The organism is Bacillus sp. JJ1532, from assembly GCF_036965085.1.
Taxonomy (GTDB): domain Bacteria; phylum Bacillota; class Bacilli; order Bacillales; family Cytobacillaceae; genus Cytobacillus.
In genome coordinates, this window is record NZ_JBALOW010000021.1 from 97,660 (window position 1) to 106,412 (window position 8,753).

Below are 8,753 nucleotides of genomic sequence, written 5' to 3' on the forward strand. Positions count from 1 at the left end.
TCAACAATGTTAGAGAAAGGACAAAGGAATCTTTATCTAAAAAAATTCCTTCTATTGATTTCTTTTGGTGGATTGCTTCTTTTGTTAACCGGCTGCTGGGATCGATGGGAAATTAATGATTTAGCGCTTGTCACTGCTGCAGCGATTGATAAAAAGGAAGACAATCAAATTGAACTATCCATCCAAATTTTTGTTCCTAAAGCAATAAGCAGTGGAGGCGCTCAAGGGGGGCAAGGAGGAGGAGGAGGAGCTACAACAGTGTCAACATCTCATACAGGAGTCAATATTGCAGATGCCCTATCAAAACTTCAAGGTGAATTGCCTCGTAAAATCTTTTGGGGACAATGTAAAGTGTTTATTTTCGGGGAAGATTTAGCAAGGGAAGGAATACGAGATCATTTAGATTTCCTGCTCCGCCATCCACAGCCAAGAGAAAGAGCATTTGTGTTTGTCAGTAAAGGAAAAGCAAAGAATATCCTTCAATTACAGACTAGACTAGAACGCTATTCTGCGGAAACAGTTCGGGAAATAGTTAAATTAAGTATTGGGATGAAGACCACATTACAGGACTTAGATGAAATGCTTATTAGCGAAGCTCAAGCAGCTGCTCTCCCATATGTTAAATTTGAAACTGAGAAAACAAGTAAAGAAAAGTCCCTTCAGTTTCCAAAAATTTCAGGAACAGCAGTATTTAAAAAAGACAAAATGGTTGGAACGATTTCCGAACATAAAACTAGAGGAATCTTATGGTTAAGGAATGAAGTAAAAGAATATACCGTTACCGCAAAACCTCAAGGTAAAAGAGGGGATTTGTCTTTAAATCCGGTATCAGTCCAAATCAATCTAATTCCGCAAATTAAAGATGAGCAGTGGAAAATGACAATAAAGGTAAAAACAGAAGGTGCCATTGTGCAAAACAGAACGAATTTGGACCTTTCAAATCCAAAATCATTAAAGATTGCAGAAAAAACATATAAAAAAGATATTGAAAAGCGTATCGAATCTGCTATCAAGTATACACAGCATGATCTGAAAGCTGATATTGTTGGTTTCGCCAAAGAATTCCACCATAAATACCCTAAAGAATGGAAAATGGTAAAACATCGTTGGGATGAGCAATTTTCAGAAGTAAAGGTGGAAATCGACGTTGAAGGTCATATTCGCAGGGAGGGCAATATTAATAAATCAATGGAATTGAAAATGAGGTGAATGAAAAATGAGGTGGGAAGGTTTCTTTAGTACAGCTGTAATTATCTTTGTCATCCTTTTGTTTCAATGGCCTAAAATGAAACAAAAACCTAAAAAAGACAAAGGTGCACTTATTGTACTCCTCCTTATCGGTTTAGTGTTATCAATGTTCAATCTCCCGCAGATGGATGGGCCCACAACATGGATAGATGCTCTTTTTAAGCCATTCGGACAGTTCATGGAAAAGTAAATCTCGTGATTACAAACATGAATGTTTTTCGATACGTTCTAACAAAGGAGAAAAATGATGGAGAAAGGCAAAATTTCATCTCTTCAGATGGCAATGTTGATGTATCCTACGATAGTCGCTACCGCCATCCTTTCAGTTCCAAGCATTACCGCTAAATATGCGGCACAAGATCTATGGCTGTCACCTGTTTTTGCGTCTATTATGGGGTTTTTGACAGTCTATATAGCTATTCGTTTGCAAAAGCTTTATCCAAATTTCACCTTTGTCCAAACCATTGAACAGATCATTGGCCGATTCCCGGGAAAAATTATTAGTTTTTTCATATTATTTTTTTATATCCATATAAATGGACAAATCGTCAGAGAGTACGGTGAATTTATTGTCAGCTCTTTTCTGCACAAAACCCCGATTAGTATCATCATGTCTATGATGGTACTCCTATGTGCTTTTGTCGTGTACGGAGGTTTAGAAGTTTTAGGGAGAGTTGCCCAATTACTTTTTCCGATTTTTTTTATACCGCTTATCATTTTAATCTTCTTAATAAGTCCTAACTTTGAACTTGGAAACATACTCCCAATATTAGAGAGAGGAATCTATCCAACACTCAAGGGGGCGATTGTACCTGGTGGATGGTTTACGGAGTTTTTTCTAATCATTTTCATGCTGCCTTTTTTAGCTGATATAAAAAAAGGAATGAAATACGGGATAATAACGGTTTTTGGCGTGATGGTGACGTTAGTTGTGGTGAATCTTATCGTTCTTCTTGTACTCGGTACAACAACAGCCTCTAAGGCTTATCCTCTGATGCTTGCAAGTCGATACATTAGCTTCGCTGACTTTTTCGAAAATTTGGATTCCGTTGTGATGGCCATTTGGATTGTAGGGGCATTTGTTAAAATTTCCGTGATTTATTATGCCGTTGCTTTAGGTACAGCACAATTGCTAAATCTTTCAGACTACCGGCCAATTATTTGGCCAATTGGAATTTTTACTTTAGAATTTAGCTTTTGGTCGTTACCTAACACGATGACCCTTAATTATTTTAACTTGATTTTCCCTTTCTATGGAGCTCTCTTGCAAACCATTATTCCGCTGTTTTTATTAGTCATTGGGGTTATACGGAAAAGAAATAGTAAGGAATTTCATTCAAGCTAATATTTCATAACGATGTAAATGTACTCTTTGAAGCGAGTTGGAAAAGAACACCATCTAAAACGTTTGAACAGTTTTTAGAAAAGCAACTGCTGTAATCTCGTCATGATTTCATTTTCAATAGTATTTAGCAAAGGAGAAAAATGATGGAGAAAGGTAAAATTTCATCCCTCCAGATGGCAATGTTGATGTATCCTACGATAGTCGCTACCGCTATCCTTTCTGTGCCAAGCCTTACCGCCAAATTTGCTCAACAAGATCTATGGCTGTCACCCATTTTGGCGTCTATAATCGGATTTGTGACTGTTTATATAACTGTTAGTTTGCACAAACTTTATCCGGGTCAAACGATTGTCCAATTCAGCGAACACATCATTGGCCGATTTCCGGGAAAAATTCTCGATTTTTTCATTTTGTCTTTTTACCTAATAACCACGGGGGTTGTCGTCAGAGTATACGCAGAATTTATTGTAGGCTCCTTTCTGTTCAAAACCCCGATTAGTTTAATAATCTCTTTAATGGCACTCCTTTGCGCTTTTTCTGTACACGGAGGTTTAGAAGTAGTAGGAAGAGTTGCCCAATTAATTTTTCCGATTTTTGTCATTCCACTCATTATTCTTATCATACTTCTAAGCCGCGATTTTGAAATTAGCAATATACTGCCGATATTAGAGAGAGGAATCATCCCTCCTCTAAAAGGTGCAATCGTGCCATTTGGATGGTTCTCAGAATTTTTTCTGATTATTTTTCTTCTTCCTTTTTTAGCAGATATGAAAAAAGGAATGAAATACGGGATAATGACTGTTTTTGTCGTAATGGTGACATTAGTTGGCGTTAATCTTATTGTTCTTTTTGTATTAGGTACAACTATAGATTCTAAGGTTTACCCTCTGATGGTAGCAAGTCGATACATTAGTCTTGCTGATTTCTTCGAAAATTTGGAGTCTGTTGTTATGGCTTTATGGATTGTAGGGGCATTCGTCAAAATCTCTATGTTATACTATGTCGTTGCTTTAGGTACTGCCCAATGGCTTAATCTTACGGATTACCGGCCTATTATATGGCCCATAGGAATTTTAATTGTAGAATTTAGCTTTTGGTCATTGCCTAATACAATGGAATATAGCCGTTATACTGTAAAGGGATTCCCTTTTTATGCAATCCTTATACAAACTATTATCCCTCTGTTTTTACTAATAATTGCTGTTCTGCGGAAAAGAAAGAGAAAACCATTAGATTCTAGCAAAAATATATAATAGCATGGCTGATTTTCTTAATTGATCCATATTAGCTCGCCCGCCTTCTTTTGTAATAAAGAAAGACCTTCTTAACCAAGTTAGGAAGGTCTCTAAGTTAAAAGCTAAAACTAAAAACTTCTATTATTTTTATTCTTGAAAAATTATTTGTTACCACTGCTTTTTATCTGCCTCTAATATTAGATTGGTTAAAATCTTTGCACCGTAAATTAGTGCTTCCTGATTAAATGTCATTTTTGGATGATGAAGCCCAGGCTGGAGATCACATCCTAAGCCAATCATCGTAGCTGCAATGTCTGGTTTTTTCAATGTATAAAAATGGAAATCCTCTGCCCCTGGAGAATGGCAAGCTTGTTCGAAATTATCTTCGCCAAGGATGGAAATAATAGCATGCTTTCCAAGTTCAATTGCTTTTGAATTTTCTACTGCAGCTGGTGAATACTCTACAAGTTTTGATTCAATCTCTGTTTCAGTAAGTGCAGCCATTTTTTGCATAGTATGTTCTGCTTTATTAATTAGCTTTGTCATCGTTTCATTCGTCTCAGCTCTTAGATCAAATGTAAATTGAACAGTTTCTGGAATTGAATTAGATGCTTCTCCACCGTGAAGCTCTGTTATTTTTATAGAATATTTGTGATTATCTTTTAATCGGATTTGTCGAATTGCCTGAATTAACATAGCAGCTGCTTCAATCGGGTTATTCCCTTCCTCAGGTCTTGCTGCATGTGCTTGCACACCTTTAATGACACCTTTAATCGTTGCTGAAGATCCATGAAGAATGACGGGTGCGGCCTTTTGGAAAGGAATTTCAATTAATGGGCGTAAATGAATCCCGCCAAGGAATTTGACATTTTTCAAAGCCCCTTCTTCAATCATTTTCAGAGCACCTTCTGCTTTTTCCTCGGCAGGCTGGAAAATAAAACGGATAGTGTGTTTAAAGCGTTGCCCTGATTTAGCTAAGACAAGTGCCGTATAGAGGGCCATTGTACTGTGTCCATCATGCCCACATGAATGATTTGCACGAACCTCCCCATCTACCTCCTGGACTAATGCGTCCATGTCTGCACGAAGGGCGATGACATCCTTTGATTCCCCTTGAATCTCGGTGACTAAACCAAAATGGTCTTGATACGTTTTAACCTTTAACCCTGCATTTATTAGCTTTTCACGAATATATGATGAGGTTTTTTCCTCTTGCCAGCTTGGCTCAGCAAGCTGATGAAGTTCTTGATAGGTTTGGAGAATTTCTTCGCGATTTTGTTCAATCAACTGAATAGGATCTTGCCTCATTATGTAAATCTCCTTTTTTAGCTTAAATTGAAATATTCAATCATTATACACTAAATTTATTTAAGAATGGGCATTTTTCAATATAAAGCTGTCTATCTTATACTTTTATAGATTGGAGTGATAAAATGGTAATAGTACCATACAAAGGAGTTGTTGAGATTGAAAAGTGAAATAATTAAAAGATTTACTACATATGTGAAAATTGATACGCAATCTAATGAAGCGAATGAAACATGCCCTTCCACACAAGGTCAGCTAACCTTGGCGAATTTATTAGTCGAAGAATTAAAGTCAATCGGAATGGAAGAAGTATCAATTGATGAGAATGGGTATGTAATGGCGACTTTACCCGCCAATACAGAAAAGTCAGTGCCTACAATTGGATTTTTGGCTCATCTGGATACAGCAACTGATTTTACAGGTGCAAATGTCAAACCGCAAATTCACGAAGATTATGATGGTAATGATATTATCTTAAATAAAGATTTACAAATTGTTCTCTCACCAAAGGATTTTCCAAGCTTAAACCAATATAAAGGCCATACTTTAATTACAACAGATGGAACCACTCTTCTTGGTGCTGATAATAAGGCGGGAATTGCTGAGATTATGACGGCAATGGAATACTTCATTCAACATCCCGAAATAAAGCACGGCAAAATAAGAGTGGCTTTTACCCCTGATGAGGAAATTGGCAGAGGGCCTCATAAATTTGATGTGGCGGCCTTCAATGCAAAATATGCATATACAGTAGACGGAGGACCTCTTGGGGAACTCGAGTATGAAAGCTTCAATGCTGCTGCTGCAAAAGTTACCATTAAAGGAAATAATATTCACCCTGGAACTGCTAAAGGGAAAATGGTGAATTCAACAAAAATAGCGATACAATTCAACTCGAAGCTTCCTGTTAATGAGGCTCCTGAATTTACTGATGGGTATGAGGGTTTCTACCATCTTCTTTCTTTTAATGGAGATGTGGAAGAAACAAAGCTAAGTTACATCATACGTGATTTTGATAAGGATAAATTCAATGCTAGAAAAGCAAAAATGGAAGCCATTGTTCAGGAGCTCAAGCAAAAATATGGACAAGACAAAATCCTTCTTGAAATGAAGGATCAGTATTATAATATGAAGGAAAAAATCGAACCTGTTAAAGAAATCGTTGATATTGCACACGAGGCAATGGAAATGCTGGATATTGCCCCAATTGTAAAACCAATCCGCGGCGGCACTGATGGCTCACAGCTTTCCTATATGGGACTGCCAACTCCAAATATTTTTACTGGCGGCGAAAACTATCACGGTAAATTTGAGTATATTTCCGTTGATAATATGGAAAAGGCAGTAAATACGATTGTGAATATTATTAAGCTGTTTGAGGAAAAGGGAGAAAATTTATAGAAAAATAAAATGAAGCTGCTAACCGTGATGGTTTTGGCAGCTTCATTTTTTTATTATGCCTTAGTATGCTAATGCATACAAAGCTTTAATATGTGAATAGTAGCGAACATTACTTGCTTCCTTCATGATAGACGCAGGCAGTCCTTTAAGTGAAGTTTCGTTAGCACCGATTGTTGCTACAGCATCTTTACGGCCAAGGCTTGCAAGAGTACCTGAATTTACTGGTGCAAATGTATCAAATGTCTTGTCTTTAAGAAGTGCGAATAAATTATAACCAACAAGTTCTCCCATTTGCCATGCATTTTGTGCGGTTGGCGCATATGGACGACCGCCTTCTGCTGGGAAGGCAACTGCACTGTCTCCAACAACAAATACATCAGGATGAGAAGATGATTGAAGATTTTCATTAACAGTTGCACGACCGCGATCACATGCAAGACCAGATTGTTCAACAATCGGAAGTGCTTGGATTCCGCCTGTCCATACAAATGTATTGGCAACAATTTTTGATCCGTCTTTAAGGTCGATCTCATTTCCATTTACATTCGTTACAGGAAGACCTGTCAAGAATTCTACACCACGAGCTTCAAGACTTGCAGTAGCACGTTCGATTAAGTGATCAGGTAAAACCGGAAGAATTTTTGGACCAGCTTCAACAAGCTTGATTTTCAATTCTTTCGGATCTACTCCATATTTTTTTGCGATTTTTGGCATATTATCAACGATTTCACCAACTAGCTCAACGCCAGTTAATCCGCCGCCGCCAATAACAATCGTTGCATCTGCTTCATTTCGAGTTTTGCTGTATTCTTCAATTTTTCCAACAATATGATTGTAAATGTTATTAGCATCTTCGACTGATTTTAATACCATGCTGTTTTCCTCTAGTCCTGGAATACCAAAGTAACCAGTTTTGCTTCCTAGAGCAACAACAAGTACGTCATATTTTAATGTGGAACCATCATCAAGCTTTACTGCCTTTTCGTCAACAGAGAATGAGTCAACCTTAGCAATTTTCAAGTTAATATCTTTGCCTTTGAAAACCTTTTCTAACGGCATAGAAATAGCCTTTTCTGCAATTGTTCCCCCTGCAAGACGGTGCAGCTCAGTAATAATTTGGTGTGTTGGATATTGATTTACTACAGTAACATAGGCTTCTTCACTATTTAAGTATTTGCGAACAGTTAAAGCTGAAAGAACTCCGCCATAACCTGCCCCTAAGATCACAATATGTTTTGACATGTATCATCCCGTCCTTACTAGTTGTATTAAAAGAACTTATCTTTGTTGGCTATTCTTTTCTCCAGAGATTTGAAGATAAGCATTAACGAAACGGAAAAGCTTTTGGGCTTGAGGGTCTTTCAGCATTTTTAATACGCCAAATAAACCGATCACTTCATGGCTTTCATCCGCACGATCTTTTGCTTCAATAGCAGTAGCTGCAATACTTTTAACAGTGTCCTTAACTGGACCTGCCATTTCAGCGATTGCACTTACTGTATCATTCTTTAATACATCATCAGTTGCCACTGATTGAGCGAAGTCATATGATTTGTTTAAAATATTTACTAGCTCTGTTAGCTTTGGCAGCTGCTCTACTAATGTTGTTAAGGATTCCTGTACCTCAGGTTTTAAAAGCTGATCAAGAATATCAAGTTTCTCTTGATACGACACATGCTCTTGTTCAGGTTTTGGTTGTGTAAGCGTTGCAGTCATGTTCACTACCCCTTTACAAAATAAATATTTTTACTATCAACTGAAGGAAATTTATGTCTTGTGTGATTTTTCACAAAGGCAATTAAAAACATCTTAAAATACTATTAAATAGTTATCCTGTTACTAAACAACTATTTATGTAAGCCCTTCAATCATCCCAAAACTACTATACGACTTATTTTGAATAATATCAATTACAATTTTTGAATATATTCATAGCTTAAATGTTATTTACAGGTGGAATATGAATAAAGTTAAAGGCTGCATTCCTCAAAATGGAATATCAGTCCCCTATACATTAAGCTTTATTTACTAACTTGATATACACCCTAGTGCTTTGATACAAACTTTACTTAATTCGGTATACCCAGCAAAAGGATTCAACAGATAATAAATAAAATAACTAAACTAAGAACACCATTGCTTGAATTTCCGGTAATATAACTAATTCCTAATAAGAATTATAGTAAAAAAGCTGTAATCTTATTAAAGATTACAGC

At 36.8% G+C, this 8,753-nt stretch carries 8 protein-coding genes; 5 read left to right on the forward strand and 3 right to left on the reverse strand.

The features are described from left to right. The first annotated feature begins 6 nt into the window (after positions 1-6). From V7122_RS09510 to V7122_RS09525, 4 genes are all read left to right on the forward strand, one after another. Positions 7-1,209, forward strand: coding sequence for a Ger(x)C family spore germination protein (locus V7122_RS09510; RefSeq protein ID WP_335354394.1), 1,203 nt, complete (start codon positions 7-9; stop codon positions 1,207-1,209). Positions 1,210-1,216: 7 nt separating this feature from the next. Continuing rightward, on the forward strand, positions 1,217-1,438 hold the full coding sequence (locus V7122_RS09515; RefSeq protein ID WP_335354395.1) for a hypothetical protein: 222 nt from the start codon (positions 1,217-1,219) through the stop codon (positions 1,436-1,438). A 57-nt stretch (positions 1,439-1,495) separates the two neighbouring features. Continuing rightward, positions 1,496-2,593: a GerAB/ArcD/ProY family transporter gene (locus V7122_RS09520; RefSeq protein WP_335488454.1), complete on the forward strand. Its 1,098-nt coding sequence runs from the start codon at positions 1,496-1,498 to the stop codon at positions 2,591-2,593. A 143-nt stretch (positions 2,594-2,736) separates the two neighbouring features. Beyond that, positions 2,737-3,846: a GerAB/ArcD/ProY family transporter gene (locus V7122_RS09525; RefSeq protein WP_335354397.1), complete on the forward strand. Its 1,110-nt coding sequence runs from the start codon at positions 2,737-2,739 to the stop codon at positions 3,844-3,846. A 150-nt stretch (positions 3,847-3,996) separates the two neighbouring features. Here the strand turns inward: V7122_RS09525 and V7122_RS09530 are convergent, their stop codons facing one another. Then, positions 3,997-5,136 (reverse strand): amidohydrolase, encoded by a 1,140-nt coding sequence (locus tag V7122_RS09530; RefSeq protein ID WP_335354398.1) that lies wholly within the window; start codon positions 5,134-5,136, stop codon positions 3,997-3,999. A 159-nt stretch (positions 5,137-5,295) separates the two neighbouring features. Between V7122_RS09530 and pepT the strand changes: the two genes are divergently transcribed. Continuing rightward, on the forward strand, positions 5,296-6,537 hold the full coding sequence (gene pepT, locus V7122_RS09535; protein WP_335354399.1) for a peptidase T: 1,242 nt from the start codon (positions 5,296-5,298) through the stop codon (positions 6,535-6,537). Between the two features lie 60 nt (positions 6,538-6,597). Here the strand turns inward: pepT and V7122_RS09540 are convergent, their stop codons facing one another. Together V7122_RS09540 and V7122_RS09545 are read right to left on the reverse strand one after the other, a co-directional pair. Further along, entirely contained in the window at positions 6,598-7,779 is a 1,182-nt protein-coding gene (locus tag V7122_RS09540; RefSeq protein ID WP_335354400.1) for an NAD(P)/FAD-dependent oxidoreductase, read from the reverse strand. Between the two features lie 36 nt (positions 7,780-7,815). After that, on the reverse strand, positions 7,816-8,253 hold the full coding sequence (locus V7122_RS09545; RefSeq protein ID WP_335346526.1) for a DUF1641 domain-containing protein: 438 nt from the start codon (positions 8,251-8,253) through the stop codon (positions 7,816-7,818). Between the last annotated feature and the right edge of the window lie 500 nt (positions 8,254-8,753).

Bases quoted from the DNA above. Each gene is read 5' to 3' on its own strand.
- V7122_RS09510 (WP_335354394.1), top strand. From the start codon at position 7: ATGTTAGAGAAAGGACAAAGGAATCTTTATCTAAAAAAATTCCTTCTA.
- V7122_RS09515 (WP_335354395.1), top strand. From the start codon at position 1,217: ATGAGGTGGGAAGGTTTCTTTAGTACAGCTGTAATTATCTTTGTCATC.
- V7122_RS09520 (WP_335488454.1), top strand. From the start codon at position 1,496: ATGGAGAAAGGCAAAATTTCATCTCTTCAGATGGCAATGTTGATGTAT.
- V7122_RS09525 (WP_335354397.1), top strand. From the start codon at position 2,737: ATGGAGAAAGGTAAAATTTCATCCCTCCAGATGGCAATGTTGATGTAT.
- V7122_RS09530 (WP_335354398.1), bottom strand. From the start codon at position 5,136: ATGAGGCAAGATCCTATTCAGTTGATTGAACAAAATCGCGAAGAAATT.
- V7122_RS09540 (WP_335354400.1), bottom strand. From the start codon at position 7,779: ATGTCAAAACATATTGTGATCTTAGGGGCAGGTTATGGCGGAGTTCTT.
- V7122_RS09545 (WP_335346526.1), bottom strand. From the start codon at position 8,253: ATGACTGCAACGCTTACACAACCAAAACCTGAACAAGAGCATGTGTCG.